This window comes from Collinsella sp. AM43-1, assembly GCF_003467925.1.
GTDB lineage: Bacteria > Actinomycetota > Coriobacteriia > Coriobacteriales > Coriobacteriaceae > Collinsella.
In genome coordinates, this window is record NZ_QSFR01000019.1 from 4,504 (window position 1) to 25,899 (window position 21,396).

Here is a 21,396-nt window from a genome sequence, read left to right on the forward strand (position 1 = left end):
CCTCGCTCAATTTCCTATTAGATTAAGTGAGCGATCAAGGAATCGCACCCCTCCCTGCCGCGTTACCGCAGGGTCCACCCTGGTGTTACTTTTCAGAACATTCCGCAGGACGCAAGTAACCCCCGCCGCACGAAGTGCGCAGCGGGGGTTACTTGCATGTCCGAGGACGTTCTGAAAAGTAACACCAGGGCGGGCCCGGACGAGAACAACCGACTACAGGTCGATGTGCGATTCCTTGATCGGGAACGGCTCGGCGAAGTGGCACGCGCAGCAGTGGCCCGGGGCAACTTCCTTAAACTCAGGAAGCTTCTCGGAGCAGATGCCCTGCGCGATCGGACAGCGCGTGTGGAAACGGCAGCCGGTCGGCGGATCTAGCGGCGACGGCGGATCGCCAGCGAGGATGATGCGCTTGCGGGTCTTCTGAATATCCGGATCGGGCACCGGCACGGCAGACAGCAGTGACTGCGTGTACGGGTGGTGCGGCTCGCTATAGAGTGTCTTCCAGTCCGAAACCTCGACCATCTTACCCAGATACATAACGGCAACGCGATCGGAGATGTGCTGCACGACGGACAGGTCGTGGGCGATAAACAGATACGCCGTACCGAACTTGTCCTGAAGTTCCTTGAGCAGGTTCAGAACCTGGGCCTGAATGGAAACATCCAGAGCGGAAACGGGCTCGTCGCAGATGATCAGCTTGGGCTTCAGAGCGAACGCGCGGGCGATGCCGACACGCTGACGCTGACCGCCCGAGAACTCGTGCGGATAGCGGTTGATGTGCTCGGGGTTGAGGCCGACGACGTCCAGCAGCTCACGGACACGCTCAATGCGCTCCTCCTTGGTGCCCACGCCATGAATAGTCATGGGCTCGGAGACGATCTCGCCGATGGTCATACGAGGATTGAGCGAAGCATAGGGGTCCTGGAAGATGAACTGCATCTCACGACGCATGTCCTTGATCTCATGCTTGCTCATCTCGGCAACGTCTTTGCCCTGGAAGAACACCTTACCTGCCGTCGGCTTGGTCAGGCGCATGATGGTGCGGCCCGTGGTGGACTTACCGCAACCAGACTCGCCGACCAGGCCAAAGGTCTCGCCCGGATAAATCTCGAACGAAATGTCATTCACAGCAGAGACGACGCGCTTGGAAAAACGCTTGGCGAACATGCCGGACTCTGCGGGGAACTCCTTAGAAAGATGCTCGACCTTCAGCAGCGGAGTGCGCTCGTTATTGTCTGCCATTTACGCCTCGCCTCCCTTCTTGGAATCCTTGCGCGTGCGGGACGTCTCAGGGGCGTTCTTGAGGAACTCGGGGTCACCGGAATAATGGCACGCAGAATAGTGGCCGGACTCGGTGACAACGCGCTCGGGGCGCTGCTTGCGGCACTTGTCGGTCGCATAGGGGCAGCGAGGAGAGAAGACGCAGCCCTCGGGCAGGTTCATGAGCGAAGGCGGGTTGCCGTGAATCGGCGTCAGCGGCTTCTTCTCATCGATGGCCTGCTCCGGGATGGAGCGAATAAGACCCCAGGTGTAGGGATGGCGGCTCTCGTAGAAGATTTCCTCAGCAGTACCGAACTCGACGGGACGGCCGGCGTACATAACCATAATCTTATCGGCCATATCGGCGACGACGCCCAGGTCATGGGTAATCATAATAATGGCGTTGCCGTTCTTCTCCTGCATCTCCTGCATGAGCTCGATAATCTGAGCCTGAATGGTAACATCCAGAGCCGTCGTGGGCTCGTCGGCAATCAGGATATCGGGATCGCAGGCAAGAGCCATAGCGATCATGACACGCTGACGCATACCGCCGGAGAACTGGTGCGGATACTCATTGACGCGCTTCTCGGGCTCGGGGATACCCACGAGGTCCAAAAGCTCGGTAGCGCGCTTGAGCGCCTCCTGCTTGGAGTAGCCGCGGTGCAGACGAAGGCCCTCGCCCACCTGCTTGCCGATCTTATAGACCGGGTTCAAGGAGGTCATAGGATCCTGGAAGATCATCGCGATGTCGTTACCGCGAATGTGCTGCATCTCTTCCTCGGTCATCTCGAGGATAGAACGGCCGCGATAGCGAACGTCGCCGCCCTCAATCTTTCCCGGAGGCATCGAGATAAGACCCATGATGGTCATGGCGGTCACAGACTTACCGGAGCCGGACTCACCGACGACACCGAGGGTCTCGCCGCGATCGAGCGTGTAGGAGACACCGTCGACAGCGCGAACAACGCCATCTTCGGTGTGGAAATACATCTTAAGGTCATCGACCTCGAGCAGATGCTGGCCCTCGGGAACCGGCTGGTCCTTCAGGTCCACATAGTTCTTGTTCTTCTTCATCCTTATGCGTCCTTCATCTTGACGTCGAGGGCGTCGCGCAAACCGTCACCCAGCAGGGTGAAGGCGAGCACCGTCGAGAGAATTGCCAGACCGGGCATGATCATCATCCAGGGAGCAGTCAGAAGATACTGCTGACCGTCCTGAATCATGGAGCCCCACGAAGGCGTAGGCGGAATAACGCCCATGCCGAGGAAGGACAGAGCGGACTCGGTCAGAATAGCGCCGCCGATGTTCATGGTCGCGTAGACCACGATGGAAGCAACGGAGTTCGGGAAGATATGGCGCATAACGATACGGGCATCGGATGCACCCATGGCGCGGGCGGCGTCAACATAGTCGTTCTCTTTGACCGTGAGGATCGCGGATCTAAAGACGCGCGCAATCGAAGGCCAGCCGAGAATACCGATGGCGATAAAGACGTTCTGAAGGCCACGGCCGATAACGGCGATCATGGCGACGACGAACAGCACGTACGGGAACGCCAGGAAGATGTCCGCGCAGCGCATGATAATCGTATCCCAGATGCCGCCATAGAAACCGGCAAGGGCGCCCATGACCAGACCGATCACCGTGGAGATGGCGGTGGCCATAATACCGACGGAAAGCGAAACACGTGCACCGTAGATAACACGAACGAGAATGTCGCGGCCAAGGGCGTCGGTGCCAAACGGGTGCTCGGCACACGGAGCCAGCAGCGACGTCTCGGCCATGGTGGTCGAGTCGGAAGCCGTCGGCGAACCGAGCCAGGGCTTAGCCCACAGATCTGCGGTCAGGGCAACCAAAACGACGACGATGATCCAGCAGACACCGATAACGGCGAGCTTGTTCTTGCGAAGACGCTTAAAAGCGTCGCCCCACAGCGTGCGGGACTTGGCGGGAGCAGATGCGGCCTTGGTGGCGGTAGCCTGCTCCTGAGACTGAGAATCAGTTTCCTGCATGAGACGTACCTCCCTTAGGCCTTATCCGACGGACCGCCAAGGCGGATGCGCGGGTCGAGGAATGCATAGCTAATGTCGACGAGCAGGTTGATCACCATGACGACGACGACGATGAGCGTAACGCCGCCCATAACGATGGGCCAGTCACGCATGCTAATGGCGCGATAGACCTCATAGCCGATACCGGGCCAGTTAAAGACCGTTTCGGTCAGGATGGCACCCGAAAGCATGCCGCCAAAGTCGACACCAATATAGGTAACGACGGGGATGAGTGCATTCTTAAGCGCATGCTTGATGATGATCGCGCGATTGGAGAGACCCTTGGCCTTTGCCGTACGGATGTAATCTTGGTTCATGACGTCAAGCAGCTGTGAACGCATAATGCGGGCAGCATAAGCGGTCGAAACCGAAGCCAGCGTAATGGTCGGAAGCACATAGTGCATCCAATCCTGATACTGAGAGCTGGAACCGCCGGCACCCGAAATCGGCATGGAGAATGCGCCGCCGGTGAGATCCTTAAGGATGACGCCGAAGAACAGCTGCAGCAGCATGCCGAGCCAGAAGGCGGGAACGGCAACGAGGATCGACGTGGTGAGCGTTACCAAAATATCCCAGAAGGAATAACGCTTTACCGCCGAAATGATACCCGCACCGATACCCATGATCGCCTCGAGCACGATGGCGCACGCGGCGAGTTTGACCGTATACGGATACTTCTGGGCAAAGATTTCCGTAACCGGCAGCTTGCGCTGGTACGAATTACCCAGATCGCCATGAAGCAGACCGTTCATGTAATACAGATAACGGTCTACAAGCGACGTCTGAACGGGATCGCCGTTCTCGTCAAGGATCGCGTTACCGTCCTCGTCCGTCTGGACCAGGTGATAGCGTACGCGAAGCTGAAGCTCTACCTCGGGGGACAGAGCCTTGTCTCCACCGATCAACTTGATCGGATCTCCCGGCACGATATTCTGGAGGGCGAACAGAATCAGCGTGACGCCCAAAAACACCGGGATGAACTGAAGCACACGTTTAACGATGTACTTACCCATACCACTCCCCTATCTAGGGATTAACCTAAATGGGATGCCGATCGCCAGACCGGCATCCCAAAATTACCATCAGCCAGTTTACCCCAGGTTAGGGGGAACTGTATGTTTCCCATGAGGTCTACGTAAATACTTGACCCTCACGGAAGCTGCAAAACTCTTAGGCGAGCTCAGCGGTACCCAGATCGGCGTGCTTCTGCGGATCAACGTAGAGGTACTTGACGCGGTCGGAGCCAGCGATGGTGTGCGTGTAGAACATCACCGGGATGACCGGGCAGTCGGCGGCGACCATGGCGTCGGCCTCCTGCATCTTGGCGATACGCTCGTCGTCGTCAACCGTGGCACGGGCCTCGTCAACCTTGGCGTCAAAGTCGGGGTTGCTGTAACCGGAGCGGTTGTCGCCACCCAGGGAGTCGGAGTGGAACAGCGGATACAGGAAGTTGTCCATGATCGGGTAATCGGCGATCCAGCCCAGACGGCCGAACTGATAGTTGAAGTTCTGATACTGCTCGAGCAGGGCAGACCACTCAGGGGTATCGGAGACGGCGGTGACGCCCACCTTGGCGAGGTCGCCGATGATGGACTCCATGATCTCCTTGTGGCCGCCGTCCTGGTTGTAGGACAGGGTCACATTGATGCCACGATCGCCGTTAGCGCCAGCGGGAGCGACCTTGTCGAGGTACTCGTTAGCCTTGTCGACGTCGTAGGCGCAGAACTCCCATGCGCCCTCCTTGTAGCCGGCGATTCCCGGAGGAACGATGCCGTCAGCGGGGGTACGGGTGCCCTTGAAGATGGTCTTGCAGATGGCCTCACGGTTGATAGCCAGGGAGATGCCCCTACGCAGGTCAGCGTTGTTGAACGGCTCGGCCGTGGTGTTGCACGTCAGATAGTACGTGGAAGGCTCGGAACCGAGCAGCATGCGCGCACCATCACTCATGGTGTAGCCATCCTTGGACTCGCCGCGGTCCTTCTTGGCGGCGTCGATCTGAGCAACGGGAACGTCGCAGACATCAAGGTTACCGGCCTGGAACTCCTTGTAAGCGGTCTCCACGTCCTTGATGACCTGGAAGTGGATGGCGTCGATCTTGGCCTTGTCGCCATAATAATCGTCGAACTTCTTGAGGTTGATCTCCTGACCATCCTCCCACTTACCGTCCATCATGAACGGGCCGTTGCCGACCGGGGCAAGATAGAAGCTCTTGACATCGGTCTCGGCGCACTCGGGAACCGGGGACAGAGCCGGGTGAGAGGCGACGAAGGGGAAGTCGGCGTAGGCGGAAGTCAGCTTGACGACGAGGGTCTCGTCATCCGGGCAGGTAACGCCGGACAGCTCGGTAGCATTACCGGCAAGCAGATCGTCATAGCCCTCGACCATGGAAAGGTGGTAGGAGACCTCGGAAGGACCATACTCGGTAGCGATGGCCGACTTAGTGTTGACCAGGCGCTCCCAGCCGAGCTTGAAGGACTTGGAGGTAACGTCGTCACCGTTGTGGAACTTGGCCTTCTTGATCTTGAAGGTGAACTCGGTGGCGTCGTCGTTAGCCTCAAAGGACTCGCAAGCCAGCGGAACGATCTCGCCCTTCTCGTTATCGTACTCCGTCAGAGCGTCGAAGAGCTGGTACTCGACCTGAGTGCCCTGATCCTCCTGGACGTTGTAGGGGTCGATGCAGACCGGGTTGTTGATGTAGAAGTTCAGCGTCGAACCGGACTCAGAACCGGAAGCGTCGCCGCCCTTCTTGCCGCATGCGGCAAGAAAAGCCATGGAGCTCGCAGCGAGGGTGCCGCCAACAAAGGCGCGACGACCCATAACGGGCTGGTGGAACATAGAATCAGCCATGCCATCCTCCTTATGAGATAGGACAAAGTGAATTCGGCCGGGCAACGTCAAGACAGCCCGATCGAACCATTCAAACGCGGTCCGCCGTTATGGCTGGTTATGCAGTGCGGACCAACGTTTCGCAATACAGTAGCGCATTTTATGCACAATATGGCGCTAATTCCGGTTAACGGTCGAGAATTTCTTTAGTTAGGCGAAGTATGTGGGGATATTTTGACTCTATTACAAGTCTGTAAACAAAAAGGGCCCCGCACATGCGGGACCCTTTACAAACGTATATACGCCGATGCTTAGTAGCCGACGATGCCCTGCGGGAAGAAGAACATGCACAGAACGACACACACAGCAAAAACGACGGCCATAATTACCGTCAGGCGATCGAGGTTCTGCTCCATGACGCCCGTGGCAGAGCTGGAGTTATACAGCGAGCTAGCGATCATATCCGAAACGCCGGTGCCCTTACCGGAATGCATCAGAACGAGAATCGTCAGCGCCACGGCAGAAACAGCCCAAACGACAAACAGAAGAATCTGGAACGGACCCATAGATAAGCTCCTTAATAGAACAATTCAAACTCCAGTACTGTACCACAACCTTCAACACTCCCCCACCTGCCATTTAGGGACGGGGTAGAAATGGCAGAAATACCAAAAAGGGGGTCGTCCGGTTGTGGACAACCCCCTTACTAGAAAACGGTATTTGTTTTCTATTAGGCCTCGGTGGCGAGCACGCGACCCGTCATCTCGGCGGAAGGCTCAATACCAGCCATGGTGAGCATGGTCGGAGCGATATCGGAAAGACGGCCGTCCTCGATACCGGTGAGCTTGGCCTTATCATCAACGATGATGAACGGCACGCGGTTGGTGGTGTGAGCCGTAAACGGATGCTTGGAACCGTCGGAAGCAACGTCAAACATGTGATCGGCGTTGCCATGGTCGGCGGTAATCAGCGCAAAGCCGCCCTTGGCGAGAATCGCCGGGACAACCTTGGACAGAGCATCGTCAACAGCCTCGACGGCCTTAACGGCGGCGTCGAAGACACCGGTGTGGCCAACCATGTCGCAGTTCGCGAAGTTCACGATGTAGAAATCAGCGCGATCCTCGTTAATAGCGGCGACGAGCTTCTCGGTAACCTCGGGAGCGCTCATCTCGGGCTGCAGATCGTAGGTAGCAACCTTGGGGGAAGCGACGAGCACGCGCTCCTCGCCCTCCTTGGGCTCCTCGATGCCGCCGTTGAGGAAGAACGTCACATGGGCGTACTTCTCGGTCTCGGCGGTGTGCAGCTGCTTCAGGCCATTGGCGGCGATAACGTCGGCCAGAACGTTCTCGGGGAACGTCTTGGGGAAGGCGACCTCGACGTCAAACGTCGGATCGTACTCGGTCATCGTCACAAAGTGCGAAAGCTTAATCTGCTCGCGCTCAAAGCCGTCGAACTCCTTGTCCGTGAACACGCGAGTCATCTGACGAGCGCGGTCGGGACGGAAGTTGAAGAAGATGGCCGCGTCGCCCTCGTGAATGCCCTCGTTGTGGGCAGCAAAGGGCTCGACGAACTCGTCGCCGCGCGGATCCTTCTCGTAGTAGGCCTTGATACCGGCAACGGGGTCGGTATCGGCATCGGACGCGTTGACCATGACGTCGTAGGCACGCTGGATGCGCTCCCAGCGGTTGTCGCGGTCCATGGCCCAATAGCGGCCCGAAACGGTGGCAACGCGAGCGTCGCAACCGGTCTCCTCGGAGATCTTAGCCAGAAAAGCGCAGAACTCGCTCATGTAGCCGGCACCGGACTGCGGGTCGACGTCGCGGCCATCCATGAAGGCGTGGACGCGAACGGTCTTGACGCCATGCTGGGCAGCCATCTTGACCAGAGCCTCGACGTGGTTCATGTGAGAATGAACACCGCCAGGGCTCATAAGGCCCATGAGGTGGAGAGTCTTGCCGTCAGCCTTGACGTCGTCCATAGCCTTGACGAAGACCTCGTTCTTGGCGATGGAGCCGTCCTTGATGGCATTGTTGATGCGCGAAAGCTCCTGGAACACGATGCGGCCGGCACCGATGTTGAGGTGGCCTACCTCGGAGTTGCCCATCTGACCGTCGGGAAGGCCCACGTCCTCGCCCGAAGCGCCGAGCGTGGTGTGGGGATACTGAGCGTACAGGCTATCAAGGAAGGGCGTCTTGGCAGCGGCGACGGCGTTCTCGCCATCAGCCGGAGCAAGGCCGCAGCCATCCATGATGATCAGGAGTGCAGGAAGATGACGCTGTGCCATATGTCCTACTCGCCTGCCTTGACGACCATAGAGGCGAAGTCGGCAGCCTTGAGCGAAGCGCCGCCCACGAGGGCGCCGTCAACGTCGGGCTTGGCGACGAGCTCGGCAATGTTGCCGGGCTTAGCGGAACCACCGTACAGGACGCGGATACCGTCGGCGAGCTCCTCGCCAAACATCTCCTTGAGGGTCTCACGGATAGCGCCGCAGACCTCCTGAGCGTCCTCGGCGGTAGCGGTCTTGCCGGTGCCGATGGCCCAGATGGGCTCGTAGGCGACGACGACCTGCTTGGGGCAGGTGATCTCAAGACCAGCAAGGCCAGCTTTGACCTGGTTCACGACGTGCTCGACATAGGTGCCAGCCTCGCGGACCTCGAGGGACTCGCCGCAGCAGAAGACGGGAACAAGACCGGCGGCAACGAGGGCCTTGGCCTTCTTGTTCTGGTCCTCGTCGGTCTCGTGGAAGTAGTCGCGACGCTCGGAGTGACCGATGATGCAGTAGGTGCAGCCAGCGGACTTGAGCATGTCGCAAGAGGACTCACCGGTGAAGGCACCCTTGGCCTCCCAGTACACGTTCTGTGCACCGAGGGCGATGGGGGCAGCCTGAATGCGGTCATGAACCGTGGTGATGTCAATGGTCGGAGGGCAGACGAGCACCTCGACGCCAGCCGGAACCTCGGGCAGAGCCTGAGCCAGCTCGTCGGCGAGCTTGGCGGCCTCGGCGACGTCGTTGTTCATCTTCCAGTTACCAGCGATAAGAAGGGTGCGATTAGGCATCGAGAAGCGCCTCCACTCCGGGCAGGGCCTTACCCTCGACGAGCTCCATGGAAGCGCCACCACCGGTGGAGATCCAGCTCATCTTGTCGGCCAGGTTGAACTTGTTGACAGCCGCGACAGAGTCACCACCGCCGATGATCGAGGTGCAGTCGGCCTCGGCGACGGCCTCGGCGATAGCCTGGGTGCCGTGAGCGAAGTTGTCGAACTCGAAGACGCCCATGGGGCCGTTCCAGAACACGGTCTTGGCGCCCTTGACGGCCTCGGCGTAGAGCTCCTCGGTCTTGGGGCCGATGTCCATGCCCTCACGATCGTCGGGGATAGCGTCGGAAGCGACAACCTCGGGGACAGCGTCCTCGCCAAAGTGATCGGCAACGCGGTTGTCGATGGGGAGCAGGATCTTGACGCCCTTCTCCTCGGCCTTCTTGAGCATCTCGCCGGCGCGCTCGACCCAGTCCTCTTCCTTGAGGGACTGACCGACGGTCAGGCCCTGAGCCAGGAAGAAGGTGTAGGCCATGCCGCCACCGATGATCAGGGTGTCAGCGGAGTCGATGAGGTGATCGAGAACGCCGATCTTGGAGGAAACCTTGGAACCGCCGACGATAGCGACGAAGGGGCGCTCGGGCTCGGCGAAGATGCCGGTCAGCGTGTCGACCTCCTTCTCGAGCAGGAAGCCGGCGACGGCAGGCAGGTAAGCGGCGGGGCCCACGACGGAACCCTGGGCGCGGTGAGCGGTGCCGAAGGCATCGAGAACGAAGACGTCACCATAGGAAGCGAGCTTCTTGGCGATCTCGGGATCGTTCTTCTTCTCACGCTTGTCGAAACGGACGTTCTCGAGAACGAGGACCTTGCCCGGCTCGACGGCGGCGACAGCCTCAGCAGCCTTCTCGCCGTAGGTGTCGGCGACAAAGGCAACATCGAGACCAGAGAGCTCAGCGAGCTTCTTGGCGACAGGCTCAAGGGAGAGCTCAGGCTGGAAGCCGGTGCCCTCGGGACGGCCGAGGTGGCTCATGAGAATGACGCGAGCGTTGTGCTCAACGAGGTAGTTGATGGTGGGCAGGGCAGCCTTGATGCGGGTGGTGTCGCCAACGACGCCATCCTTGATAGGCACGTTGAAGTCAACGCGGACGAGAACGCGCTTGCCGTCGACATCGATGTCGCGGACGGTCTTCTTGGTAAAGGCCATGTTTGCTTCTACCTTTCGTACGTGTCTGCCTCCCATTACGGCAGACGATTTCCTATAAAAAGGGCGCGACCCTAGGGTGTAAGCCCTATAAGGCCGCGCCCTTCTTTAGACGCTCAACGAGCTATTCGCTAAAAGCTAAATTAAGCAACGAACTTCTCGAAGTACTTGATGGTGCGGACCATCTGAGAGGTGTAAGAGTTCTCGTTGTCGTACCAAGAGGTGACCTGAACGAGGGTCTGGCCGTTGCCGAGATCAGAGCACATGGTCTGAGTGGCGTCGAAGATGGAGCCGTGGGTCTCGCCGATGATGTCGGTGGAGACGATGTCGTCCTCGTTGTAACCGAAGGTCTCGGAGATGGTGGCAGCGTAGGCCTTCATAGCGGCGTTGACCTCGTCGACGGTGACCTTCTTGTCAACGACAGCGTAGAGGTTGGTGATGGAGCCGGTCGGCGTCGGGACGCGCTGGGCGGCACCGATGAGCTTACCGTTGAGCTCGGGGAGAACCAGGCCGATAGCCTTGGCAGCACCGGTGGTGTTGGGGACGATGTTGACGGCGCAGGCGCGGCTACGACGCTTGTTGCCCTTGCGCTGCGGGCCGTCGAGCGGCATCTGGTCGCCAGTCCAGGCGTGAATGGTGGTCATGATGCCGGACACGATGGGAGCGAAGTCGTTCAGACCCTTGGCCATCGGGGCGAGGCAGTTGGTGGTGCAGGAAGCAGCAGAGATGATGTTGTCCTCAGCGGTCAGCGTCTCGTGGTTGACGTTGTACACGATGGTGGGCAGATCGCTGCCGGCCGGAGCGGAGATGACGACCTTCTTGGCGCCAGCGTTGATGTGGGCCTGAGCCTTAGCCTTGCTGGTGTAGAAGCCGGTGCACTCGAGAACGACGTCGACGTCGAGGTCGCCCCAAGGCAGGTTGTTGGCGTCGGCCTCCTTGTAGATCTTGATCTCCTTGCCGTCAACGGTGATGGAATCCTCGCCAGCAACGACCTCGTGATCGCGAGCGTAGTTGCCCTGCGTGGAGTCGTACTTCAGCAGGTAAGCGAGCATATCGGGAGAGGTGAGGTCGTTGATAGCGACGATCTCGGAGCCCTCATGACCGAACATCTGACGGAAAGCCAGACGACCGATGCGACCGAAGCCGTTAATAGCAACCTTTACTGCCATTGTGTCTCCTTTCGTAAGGCCCCCGCAAGCTACAGCGCCCGCCGTTGAGGCCCACAAACTAACCACTCGCCTAATATACCTTTTTTTTGACTTGAATTTCACGAGAATAGTCGAAATTGAAAATCAAATTTACGTTAAAACGTTTTAAAGAATAAAATAGCAGCTAAATCCGTATATAAGTCGATACTTTAAACTACCGGTTTGCTTCAATGAGCTTTTCAAGCCTCAAAACTCGATGGTAGAGGGCCGACTTCGACAAGGGAGGGTCAGCCATCTCACCTAAATCACGCAGCGACAGATCGGGATAGCGCTCGCGCAGGTCGCAAAAGACCGCCAAGGCATCCGGAAGCGCATCGCGAAGGCCGCGCTGCTCGAGCTCATCGATAAGCGCAAGCTGATGTTGGGCAGCACCGGCGCTTCTGGTCTGGTTGGCGAGCTCGGCGTTCACGCGACGGTTCACATCGTTCTTAACCAACTTGACCGCGCGCGCCTCCTCAATCTCGGCAACGCTGCGCTTGGCACCAATCAGCTTTAATAGATGCTCGATTTCCTCGGCGCTCTTAATGTACACGGCATATGACCCCCGCCGTGCATTAACACGAGCATGGACCCCAATCTGCCCCAACAGGTCGCAAAGCCCCTTAGCATATTGCTCGCCCTGCACCGCGATCTCCAAATGAAAATCGCCGCGTGGATCGGCCACGAAGCCGCCCGCGATGAGCGCGCCGCGGATGTAGGCAAGCCTGCAGCAGGGACGGGCAACGATGTGTCGGGGAACACCAGCGACGAGCCCTCCCCTGCGGTCTAGAATGCCCAGCAGCACCAGAGCCTTGTCCAGGTCGGGTTGATCGGGCAGGGTAATGAGATAGTTACGGACCTTATGCAAGACCGATTTACGAACGGTGAATTCCGTTTTGAGCTTAAGAATGCGATGCGTCAGCGTGATCATCGTGCGCGCGACGGCTCCCGTCTCGGTCGCGACCGTCAAACGATACCGCCCGGAGCCGGCCAACGAAAGCGTACCGCTCACACGCGTCAGGGCGGCAAGCGTCGACAAATCGCAGTATTCACATTCGGGTTCGCAGCGCGCAAGCTCGTCACGCACCTCGGCGGTAAACGACATGCAGGCCTATGCCTTCGTGTTGGCGCGCGACAGGTCGCGGTGGGAGATGCTCACGTGATACTGGGCGCCTTCCAGGTAACGGGCCGTGGCCTCGGCGATGGCGACGCTACGGTGCTGTCCGCCCGTGCAGCCGATGGCGATAGAAAGCTGCGGCTTACCCTCCGCGATATAGCCCGGCATCACCGTATCGAGCAGCTGCGTCCAGGCCTTCCAGAACTCCTGGGTCTTGGGATGGTCCAGAACAAAGTCGGAGACCTTTTTATCGAGACCGGTCATGGTGCGCATCTCGGGATCGTAGAACGGATTGGGCAGGAAGCGAACGTCGATCATAATGTCCGCCTCGACGGGCATACCGTGCTTAAAGCCAAACGAGAACACGTGAACGTCCATGAGCTGCTGGTCGGACAACTCGGAGAACGCCATGCGCAATTTGTTGCGCAGCGCAGAGGTGCGTAGGCGGCTCGTGTCGATAATCATATCGGCTCGATCGCGCACACCCTGCAGCTGCAGGCGCTCGCGCTGAATCGCATCGGCCGTAGTCTCCCCCGGCTTGGCAATGGGATGACGGCGGCGATTTTCGCTGTAGCGACGAATCAGTACCTCGTCAGAAGCCTCCAGGAACACGATGTCGCAGCTCATCTCGCGCTCTTCGAGCGCGGCGACCGCATCGAGCAGCTCATCGAACAAGCCCTGGCTACGCAAATCGCAGGTGACGGCGAGATGCCTGCCCACGCCCGTATTAATGCCGACGAGCTCGGCAAGCTGGGCGATCAGACGCGGAGGCAGGTTATCGATGCAAAAATAGCCCATGTCCTCGAACACGTGCATGGCCTGCGTGCGGCCCGATCCGGACATTCCGGTGATGATGACGATATCGGGGATGCGCTCCGAGCGCTCCGCCGCATCCATGGCATCTCCCTTTTGCATGTGCTGCCTCCCGAAAACAAGCACGGGACCCAGCAACCCGGATCCCGCGCGGTCAATTGCCTTTATTGAGTATACCGCCCCGAGCGGATACGAGGCCTGTCTTACGCCTCAAGCGCAGCCTTGAACCAACTTGTAATACTCGTGGGGTGCGTGATGGCGGTGCCGACGACAACGGCCCAGGCGCCAGCATCGATCGCGGCGCGAGCCTCCTCGGGCGTATGCACGCGACCCTCGCAAATGATGGGAAGGCCGGGGAATTCCTCGGTCGCCTGACGCAGGAGCGGCAGGTCGGGGCCATCGGCCATGGTGCAGTCGATGGCGGCGACACCGTGAGAGAGCGTGGTAGATACCAGGTCGAAGCCCATATCAACCGCACGGCGAATGTCCTCGATGGTGGCACAATCCGCCATCAGGAGCACACCCTCCTCGTGCAGCGGACGGAAGGTATCCTCGACCGTCTTGCCATCGGGGCGCGGACGATCGGTGGCATCGATCGCCACGATATCGGCACCAGCAGCAACGCAGGCGCGGGCGTGACGCAGCGTCGGCGTGATGTAAACGCCCTCGTGTCCATCCTTCCATAGGCCAATAACAGGAACCTCACAGCGACCCTTAATGGCGGCAATGTCGGCAAGGCCCTGGCAGCGAATGGCGGCGGCGCCGCCGAGTTCGCAAGCGCGAGACATTTGAGCCATGGTCTCGGGCGTACGAAGCGGCTCGCCCATATACGCCTGAACGCTCACGACGAGCTTTCCCTTCAGGGATTGAATCAAAGGATCAACGGTCATGTGCGACTCAACCTTTCTCAAAACAGCCTTCTGAGACACCGCACCTTGACGTTCAAACCGTCGCTCGCGTACCGAAGTACGCTTCGCTCCTCTTTCACGTCAATCTGCGGCACCTCAGAAGGCGCACTTGGTAGTTATGTTTACTTCAACGACGCAAGAAGGTGTTCGGCGGCACCGATAAGCGGCGCGTCGCCCTCCAGAGAACCGATGAGGATCGGCGTGTCCTGAAGCGGGTCGAGCGCCTGGCTGGCATAGCCCTCGTGCACCGAGTCCTTCCACGTCTGCGAACGCCAATCGGGACCCTGATGAATTACGCCGCCCGAAAGCACGATGACCTCTGGATCCAGAATATTGGCAAGCGAGCCCAAGCTGGCGCCCAGCGCAAAGCCGGCGTCATGGATGACCTCGGTCGCCTTTGCGTCGCCAGCACGACACAGGTCGTTCACATCGCGACCGACCGAAGGACGGCTGGGGTCGACGCGGCCAAAACGCTCATCGTACATTCGACCAATGGAAGTGCCCGAAGCAACCGACTCCAGATGGCCGGAACGCCCGCAGGCGCAGGGAATGCCGGCGGCAGCCGAGCACTCGATGTGGCCCATATGGCCGGCAGCACCATGGAAGCCCTGCATCACGCGGCCGTTCTCGACATATGCGCCGCCGATGCCCGTGCCGATGCCAAGACACAAGACGGAGAACTTGCCCTTGCCGACGCCCCAGTGGGCCTCGCCCAGAGCATGAGCCTGCACGTCGCCTACGACGGCAACGGGAAGACCGAGGTCCTCGCGCAGACGCGGCCCCAACTGAACGCCGGACCAGCCGGGCATGATCTCATTGGCATACGCGATGGCGCCCGTCTTGGGATCGACGACGCCGGCGGCACCGATACCGACGCCAAGGACCTCGACATCGGGATTCGACTCGAGAGCAGCCTTGATGGACGCCTCGATACGCTGGAATACGGCCTCGCCGCCCTCCTGGGCCTCGGTAGGAACCTCGGCCTCAAAAACGGGATGGGGCACGCTGCCGTCAGCCGGGTACTCCATGATGGCAGTCGCGATCTTAGTTCCGCCGATATCGACAGAGCAGACGTACTTGTTCTCCATGTCGCTCTCCTTAGGAGATAAAAAACAACTACAGGAAATGCGCCGTCAGGCTAGCCGTCACAGCGCGGTAAAGGTTTTCCAGGTGCCCGAAATCGCCGAGAAACCGTGTGGCCATTGACCTAATGGGTCATGGCCGCACGGTTGAGGCGCGAGGTTGGGCGCCTGGGAAAGCACTACAGCAGACCGTTGTCCTGAAGGACCTTCTTAATCGCCTCGACGTTCTCGCCGGTCATGGCCTTCACCGGGCGCGGCATGGTCGGGCTGTCGAAGATGCCCATGAGGTTCATAGCAGTCTTGAAGGCGCCAACGCCACCGGCATAGCCCTGGACGCCAGAGGTGACATCCCAGATGTGCGAAATCTCATTGAGGCGATCCTGCTCGGCCTTGACGGTAGCCCAGTCACCAGCCTGGGCGGCCTTCCACTGACGCACGTAGCCCTCGGGCTCAACGTTGGCGAGACCCGGGACGGAACCGTCGGCGCCACCGAGGTAGGCGCCGTCGACAACAACCTCATGACCGGTGAGGATGCTCATCGGATGTCCGTTCTTCTCGTTCTCCTGAACGAGGTAGCGGAACGAGATGTCATCACCCGAGGAATCCTTGACGCCGGCCAGAACGCCCTCGGCGCCGAGCTTGGCAAGGAGCTTCCAGGGGAGCTTGGTGTGGACGCACACGGGGATGTCGTAGGCGAAGATGGGCAGGTCGAGTTCCTCATGCAGGATGCGGAAGTGCTCCTCGACCTCGGTCATGCCCTGCAGAGCATAGAACGGGCAGGTGGCGACAAGCGCATCGGCGCCCAGCTCCTGAGCGACCTTGCCGTGCTCGATCATGCGCTCGGTCTCGGTGTCGATGATGCCGACCAGAACGGGAACGCGGTGGTCGACGATACGGACGGCCTCGGCGATGATCTGACGGCGACGCTCGTCGGTGGAGAAGACAACCTCGCCCGAGGAGCCCAGGAAGAACAAGCCATCGACGCCGGCATCGATCATGCGGTTGATGCTGCGCTCAAAGGAGGCAACATCGAGCTGGTGGTCTTCGGTATCGGGAACAACGACGGGAGGGATAACGCCGGTGAATTTCTGAGTTGCCACAAGAATCTCCTTAGCTGTCTGGCGGGCAGCCCTATGCCGCCCACTCTTGTTGGCAGTGTCCAGGCCGTCTAGGCCAAAGAACACGGGTAGAACGTTTGGTTAAAGAAGTCGACGACTTTGTTTTCGAACGCATTGATGCGCTCGTGAGCGTATTTTGCATAGATGATATGCCTCCGGTCACACTCAAGACCGTTGAATACGGCAAACTGATCCTTGGGATCGCTCACGGTATCCATAAGCGATGTGCCCATGAGCACCGATCCGCGCACCCGAGACGACAGCGCCTCGAGGCCGCCAGGAAGCGGATTGGCAACCGCCGTGCAGGCGAGGCCCCGCTCGTCCAGAGCAGAAACCGCCAGCGCGACTCCGCCGCCAAGGCCCTCGCCCCATGCAAAGATGCGGTCGGGGTCCACGCCATCAAGATTGCGCGCCACCTTCGCCATCGCGCAACCCCAACGGACGCGCTTGACAAAAGCAGGAGAGGCAATCCCCTGCTGCAGCTCGCTGGATCCAATCGCCTCATCGTCCAGCGCAAGCACGGCATATCCCATGGCCGCAAACCTCGTCATGTGATGCCATCCCCGCACGGGTCGGTCGATGTCGTGAAACATCAGACATAGCGGCACAAGCTCGGATGCTCGGGCGCGACCGGCAGGCTCAATCAAGCGTGCGTGGACCACATCGCCACCAAGCTCAAAGGAAACCTCGGAGTAGCGGGCATACGGATTGGCGAAATCGATCACCGTAATACTCGGCCCGCAAACCTCAAGGTCCGAAGCGGCTATCTCTAATTCGGAAACATCCGCAGAAGCATCACCGCGCCAATCCCGGAAATCAGCGAGCCTTGACGAGACCGTTCCGGGAATCCCCACAAGGTCGGAGACAATCAGCTCATTGACATTGCTCTCGCACTTAGACATAAGCCTCCCCTCCCTTGCAGAAAAACGGAATGATCAGATCGTCAAAATCCTGAATCTCCTCGTGGCCAAAGCCTTCAAAGAACTCATGACGCTTTTCACAGGTCAGGTTGTTATAGACCGCAAACTGCGTCGCTGGCGGACAGACGGTATCGGCTGTGCCGGTGCCAAACAGCACGGGGCATTTGACCATAGGGGCAAAGTTCTTGGAATCGAAGTACGCCAGCTTGGCATAGGCTACGTCGATACGAGTCGAGTCCTCGTCAAACCAGCGAGACCAATAGCGCAGGCCCTCGTAGGCAATGTCGTCGGCATCCAAATCCCAGACCAGGCGGAAATCCGACAGGAAGGGATAGAGGATGGCGGCGCGATTGATAAGCTCGCTGTTAAGTGCACAGGTCGCAATGCCCAAACCGCCGCCCTGCGACGCGCCGTTCACAAACACACGGGCAAGATCGATGCCCTCGAGCTCGCGAACGATGCGGCACAGGATGCGAATATCTTGGTGCAAGCGGACATAGTAGAGGTTGGCCGGGTCGCCGTCGATACCGGCGACGATATGGCCCGCGACCGTTGTGCCCTCAAATCCACCAATGTCCTCGGAGGGACCTCCTTGGCCGGGGCAGTCGAGGGCGATGAGTGCCATGCCCATGCCCGCAAACGACGCCTGCTCAAACCAGCTGCGGCTTGCACCCGGATACCCATGGAACTGAAGTACCAATGGCACGGGCTCGTCCGAGACGGGTTTAAGGTACTTGGCATGCAGGCGAGCGCCACACATGCCGGTATACCAGAGGTCGAAAAGCTGGCAGGTCACGGCATCGGTGACCGATGCCGTCTCGATCGCATAGTCAAGCCCGACGGCGTCGGCCTCGGCCATGCGATCCTTCCAAAAGAGATCGAAATCTGATGGACGGGGCATGGCGCCTCGATATTCACCAAATTGCTGTTGCAGCTCCTGAGCACTTGGCATGGCTCGTGAACCCAACCTTTCGAAATCGCAACGGAGGTGCGCCCGGCAAGGGAACCGGGCGCACGGGAGGGAAAGCGAGACTACTCGCCGAGCTTGGGATGCAGCAGCGACGGCGCAGCGCCGAGCAGCATCTTGGTGTAGGGGTCCTGGGGGTGCTGGAAGACCTGCTTGGCCTCGCCCTGCTCGACGATCTTGCCGCCATTCATAACGATGATGTCGTCAGAGATATAGCGGACCGTCTGGATGTCATGGCTGATGAACACCATGGCCAGGCCGAGCTCCTTCTTAAGGTCGGTCAGCAGGTTCAGAATCTGCGCGCGGACCGAAACGTCCAGAGCCGAGGTGGGCTCGTCGGCGATGATGGCATCGGGGTTCAGCGACAGGGCACGGGCAATTGCGACGCGCTGGCGCTGGCCGCCCGAAAGCTGACCGGGAAGAACCTCGGCGGCGGAGCTGGGCAGACCGGTGAGCTCCAGGAGTTCCTTGACGCGCTTCTCCTGTTCGGCCTCGGTGCCCAGATTGTGGACGCGCATGGGATCGAGCAGCTGCTCGCGAACGACCATGCGGGGGTTGAGCGCCGTGGCCGGGTTCTGGAACACGACCGAGATGACGCGACCCATGTGGCGACGGTCCTCGGCGGTACGCTTGGTTACGTCCTTGCCCTTAAAGTAGACCTTGCCGCTCGTGGGGGCCTGCAGGCCGCACATGACGTTGGCGGTGGTGGACTTACCGCAACCGGACTCGCCGACGATGCCGATCGTCTGACCGGGCATGAGCCTAATCGTTACACCCTGGACGGCGTGAACCAGGTTGGGGTGCAGAATCGAGCCGGTACGGGTCCTAAAGGTGACGTGGACGTCATCAAGGAAGATGATCGGCTCGACGCCGTTGACTGCGGTCTCGCTCATCTACATCACCTCCGCGTGAGGGGTCAAACCATTTGCCTTGAGCACCTCGTCGGGGAGCTCGGAATAGAAGTGCTCGGTGCCGGGCACGCGCTTGAAGACCGGACGGGTGTCCAGGCCAATGCGCGGATGGCTCGAGCGGGGCGCGAAGCGATCGCCCTTGGGGAAATCGCGCGGGCTCGGAACGGCGCCGGGCACCTGGTGCAGACGGCCCGAACCGCTCTCGATGGACAGAACGGAGCCCAGAAGACCGCGGGTATACTCGTGGATCGGGTTAGTGAGCAGCTCCTTGGTGGGCGCCTGCTCGATAACCTGACCGGCGTACATAACCGTGATGTTATGGGCGACCTCGGCGACCAGCGCCAGGTCATGCGAGACGAAGATCATGGCAAAGCCGAGCTTGGCCTGAAGGTCGTTGAGCAGCTTGATGACCTGCTTCTGGACGGTAACGTCCAGAGCGGTCGTGGGCTCGTCGCAGATGACCAGCTTGGGGTCGCGGGTAAGGGCCATAGCGATCAGGACACGCTGACGCTGGCCACCGGAAAGCTCATGCGGGTAGCTCTCGAGCGTACGCTTGGGGTCGAGGCCCACGAGCTCCAGGAGTTCCTCGGCGCTGCGGGTGCCGCCGCGCTTGGTGAGCTGCTTCATCTGGGCAGAGATGAGCATGGAGGGGTTGAGCGAGGACAGGGCGTCCTGATAGACCATAGCGATATCGGTACCGCGCAGGCCGAACCACTCCTTCTTGCTCATCTTGAGCAGGTCGCGGCCCTCCCAGAGGACCTCGCCGGAAAGGTGCTCGTCATCGTCGGTCAGGCCCATGATGGCCAGCGTGGTGATGGACTTACCGCAACCGGACTCGCCCACCAGGCCCATGGTCTGACCAGGACGGACGTCAAAGTTGACATGGTCGACGACGTTGATATCGCCGTGATGCTCAAACTGGATGCAGAAATCGCGGACCGAAAGGATCGGTTCGACAGACTCGTCGGGCACATGGCGATCGTCACGCTTGAGCTCGACATCGCGCAGGGCGCCAAGGCGAGCGGAGAGGGACTGGGCCTGCTCCTTGTAGGCGCGAACGGGGTCAGAGACCAGCAGGTCGGCCTCGCGACGCTTGGAGGAATCGGTCGGATCCAGGGCGGCGGAGGGAGCAGCGGCCATGGCGTCGGTAATGCCCTCGGAGAGGATGTTGAGTGCCAGGCAGGTGATCATGATGGCCAGGCCCGGGAACAGCGCCTGCCACCAACGGCCGGCGAGCACGCCGCCGCGGGCGTCGGCGAGGATGTTGCCCCAGGTAGCGGTGGGCTCCTGAATACCAGCGCCGATGAAGGTCAGCGAGGCCTCGAAGATGATGGCGTCGGCGACCAGGGTAACGGTGAAGACCATGATCGGGGCGATGCAGTTACGCAGAACATGCTTGATCAAAATCCACGGAGCCTTGGCGCCGGAAACGATGACCGCGCGGACATAGTCCTCGCCGTACTCGGACACGATGTTGGCGCGCACGATACGGGCAATCTGCGGAGTGTACATAAAGCCGATGGCGAAGATGATCGACGGCACGGAGTTGCCCAGGATGGAGACGAAGACGGCCGCGAGGGCGATGCCCGGGATGGACATGATGATGTCCAAGATACGCATGATCGTCTCGGAGACGGCCTTGCGCGAAACCGCTGCAAGGGCGCCCACGACCGAGCCGCAGACCAGAGCCATAGCAGTGGCGCCAAAGCCGATAATCAGCGAGTAACGACCACCGTAGAGCATACGCGACAGAATGTCGCGACCCTTATCGTCGGTACCGAAGATAAATCCGTTGCCGGGAGCCTGGCGAGCCGTAAAGATCTCGACCGGGCTATAGGGGGCAAGAAGGGGCGCCAGAATCGCAGTCAGGGCGACCAGCACCAGCACGACGGCGGCAATCTTAGAAGACAGCGTCATCTTCTTCCAGCCACCGAGCTTGAGCCCCTTGGAGGCAGCCTTCTCGAGCTGCTCGGTTTGCTTCTCTCGAATCTTTACCATA

19 protein-coding genes are annotated in these 21,396 nt (G+C 59.8%); all 19 read right to left on the reverse strand.

The window, feature by feature from the left end; all coding sequences use genetic code 11:
• Positions 1-213: 213 nt before the first annotated feature.
• A complete protein-coding gene (locus DW925_RS08520; RefSeq protein ID WP_006236139.1) occupies positions 214-1,242 on the reverse strand; it encodes an ABC transporter ATP-binding protein in 1,029 nt (342 codons plus the stop codon).
• Positions 1,243-2,334: an ABC transporter ATP-binding protein gene (locus DW925_RS08525; RefSeq protein WP_117564867.1), complete on the reverse strand. Its 1,092-nt coding sequence runs from the start codon at positions 2,332-2,334 to the stop codon at positions 1,243-1,245.
• 2 nt (positions 2,335-2,336) lie between these two features.
• Complete coding sequence (locus DW925_RS08530) at positions 2,337-3,272, reverse strand: ABC transporter permease (RefSeq protein ID WP_117584279.1); 936 nt, start codon at positions 3,270-3,272, stop codon at positions 2,337-2,339.
• Between the two features lie 14 nt (positions 3,273-3,286).
• Entirely contained in the window at positions 3,287-4,324 is a 1,038-nt protein-coding gene (locus tag DW925_RS08535) for an ABC transporter permease (protein ID WP_089572952.1), read from the reverse strand.
• Positions 4,325-4,481: 157 nt separating this feature from the next.
• Complete coding sequence (locus DW925_RS08540) at positions 4,482-6,158, reverse strand: ABC transporter substrate-binding protein (protein WP_117584278.1); 1,677 nt, start codon at positions 6,156-6,158, stop codon at positions 4,482-4,484.
• A 290-nt stretch (positions 6,159-6,448) separates the two neighbouring features.
• Positions 6,449-6,703 (reverse strand): preprotein translocase subunit SecG, encoded by a 255-nt coding sequence (gene secG, locus DW925_RS08545; protein ID WP_006236144.1) that lies wholly within the window; start codon positions 6,701-6,703, stop codon positions 6,449-6,451.
• A 164-nt stretch (positions 6,704-6,867) separates the two neighbouring features.
• Positions 6,868-8,421 carry a 2,3-bisphosphoglycerate-independent phosphoglycerate mutase gene (gpmI, locus tag DW925_RS08550; RefSeq protein ID WP_117790810.1) on the reverse strand — a complete coding sequence of 518 codons (1,554 nt, stop codon included), beginning with the start codon at positions 8,419-8,421 and terminating at the stop codon, positions 6,868-6,870.
• 5 nt (positions 8,422-8,426) lie between these two features.
• A complete protein-coding gene (tpiA, locus tag DW925_RS08555) occupies positions 8,427-9,194 on the reverse strand; it encodes a triose-phosphate isomerase (RefSeq protein ID WP_089572945.1) in 768 nt (255 codons plus the stop codon).
• Positions 9,187-10,377 (reverse strand): phosphoglycerate kinase, encoded by a 1,191-nt coding sequence (pgk, locus tag DW925_RS08560; RefSeq protein ID WP_099431437.1) that lies wholly within the window; start codon positions 10,375-10,377, stop codon positions 9,187-9,189. The genes tpiA and pgk overlap by 8 nt, the downstream gene beginning before the upstream one ends.
• 140 nt (positions 10,378-10,517) lie before the next feature.
• Entirely contained in the window at positions 10,518-11,543 is a 1,026-nt protein-coding gene (gene gap / locus DW925_RS08565; RefSeq protein WP_022094880.1) for a type I glyceraldehyde-3-phosphate dehydrogenase, read from the reverse strand.
• A 193-nt stretch (positions 11,544-11,736) separates the two neighbouring features.
• Complete coding sequence (gene whiA, locus DW925_RS08570; protein WP_099431435.1) at positions 11,737-12,666, reverse strand: DNA-binding protein WhiA; 930 nt, start codon at positions 12,664-12,666, stop codon at positions 11,737-11,739.
• 6 nt (positions 12,667-12,672) lie between these two features.
• On the reverse strand, positions 12,673-13,593 hold the full coding sequence (rapZ, locus tag DW925_RS08575) for an RNase adapter RapZ (RefSeq protein WP_022094878.1): 921 nt from the start codon (positions 13,591-13,593) through the stop codon (positions 12,673-12,675).
• 101 nt (positions 13,594-13,694) lie between these two features.
• Positions 13,695-14,381 carry an N-acetylmannosamine-6-phosphate 2-epimerase gene (locus DW925_RS08580; RefSeq protein WP_022094877.1) on the reverse strand — a complete coding sequence of 229 codons (687 nt, stop codon included), beginning with the start codon at positions 14,379-14,381 and terminating at the stop codon, positions 13,695-13,697.
• 140 nt (positions 14,382-14,521) lie between these two features.
• Positions 14,522-15,487, reverse strand: coding sequence for an ROK family protein (locus tag DW925_RS08585; protein WP_117584276.1), 966 nt, complete (start codon positions 15,485-15,487; stop codon positions 14,522-14,524).
• Positions 15,488-15,660: 173 nt separating this feature from the next.
• Entirely contained in the window at positions 15,661-16,581 is a 921-nt protein-coding gene (locus tag DW925_RS08590) for a dihydrodipicolinate synthase family protein (RefSeq protein WP_035138887.1), read from the reverse strand.
• Positions 16,582-16,649: 68 nt separating this feature from the next.
• Entirely contained in the window at positions 16,650-17,501 is an 852-nt protein-coding gene (locus DW925_RS08595; protein WP_117584275.1) for an acetylxylan esterase, read from the reverse strand.
• The gene (locus tag DW925_RS08600) at positions 17,494-18,471 is read right to left on the reverse strand and encodes an acetylxylan esterase (RefSeq protein WP_117584274.1); all 978 of its coding nucleotides are present in this window, start codon (positions 18,469-18,471) and stop codon (positions 17,494-17,496) included. Before DW925_RS08600 ends, DW925_RS08595 begins: the two co-directional genes overlap by 8 nt.
• 80 nt (positions 18,472-18,551) lie before the next feature.
• Entirely contained in the window at positions 18,552-19,379 is an 828-nt protein-coding gene (locus tag DW925_RS08605; protein ID WP_089573612.1) for an ABC transporter ATP-binding protein, read from the reverse strand.
• On the reverse strand, positions 19,380-21,395 hold the full coding sequence (locus DW925_RS08610; protein ID WP_035138893.1) for a dipeptide/oligopeptide/nickel ABC transporter permease/ATP-binding protein: 2,016 nt from the start codon (positions 21,393-21,395) through the stop codon (positions 19,380-19,382).
• Position 21,396 lies beyond the last annotated feature (1 nt).